The organism is Oleiphilus sp. HI0066 (assembly GCF_001635725.1).
Map to the genome: position 1 here is coordinate 1 of NZ_LWFH01000610.1, position 992 is coordinate 992.

General features: G+C 47.3%; 1 protein-coding gene and 1 pseudogene. Both read right to left on the bottom strand.

Features of this window, described 5'->3' with window-relative positions:
• On the bottom strand, nt 1-701 hold a 701-nt coding region (locus A3738_RS07935), incomplete at its 3' end, for a GTP-binding protein (protein ID WP_156504082.1).
• Between the two features lie 72 nt (nt 702-773).
• Nucleotides 774-992 (bottom strand): annotated as a pseudogene (locus tag A3738_RS07940) (30S ribosomal protein S7); the annotation flags it as partial.

Sequence of the window (992 nt, forward strand, 5' to 3'; positions counted from 1 at the left end):
ATGTATTCGTCAGACGCTTCAGCGGCGGCCTCAACGAGAGCTTCGCGGTACAACTCACAATCATCAAGCATGTCAGCTGGAATGTCTTGGTAATCAAAGGTCATCCCTTGATCAGACTCATTCCAAATGATGGCTTTCATTTTTACGAGATCAACGACGCCCTTGAACTCATCTTCAGCACCAATCGTTAACTGAAGCGGGACAGGGTTAGCACAAAGACGATCTTTTAATTGATCCACGACCGACAAATAGTCAGCACCGGTACGATCCATTTTATTTACAAATACCATGCGAGGAACTTGGTATTTGTTGGCTTGACGCCATACGGTCTCTGTTTGCGGCTGCACACCAGACGAGCCACACAACACAACCACAGCACCATCCAATACTCGCAAAGAACGCTCTACCTCAATGGTAAAGTCAACGTGCCCCGGCGTATCAATGATATTAATTCTGAACTGATCGAATTGCTGACGCATACCCGACCAAAAACACGTAGTTGCCGCAGAAGTAATGGTAATGCCGCGCTCTTGTTCCTGCTCCATCCAATCCATGGTAGCTGCACCATCGTGCACCTCACCAATCTTATGAGATAGGCCTGTATAGAATAGAATGCGCTCGGTTGTCGTCGTCTTACCCGCATCAACGTGCGCAACGATCCCGATATTTCTGTAACGGTCTATAGGCGTTTTACGTGCCACTTAACTTTCCTCGTTAATCGCAACAAGCCTGCATATAGCAGGCTTGTTGTTGTACTAAAACGAAAATTTGTTTTAGAAACGGTAGTGCGAAAATGCTTTGTTCGCTTCCGCCATACGGTGTACGTCTTCACGCTTCTTAACCGCTGCACCTTTACCTTCCGCAGCATCAAGAATTTCACCTGCAAGACGTAGAGCCATAGACTTCTCACCACGCTTACGTGAGTACTCTACTAACCAACGCATTGCCAACGCCATTTGGCGAGCCGGACGAACTTCGACTGGAACTTGATA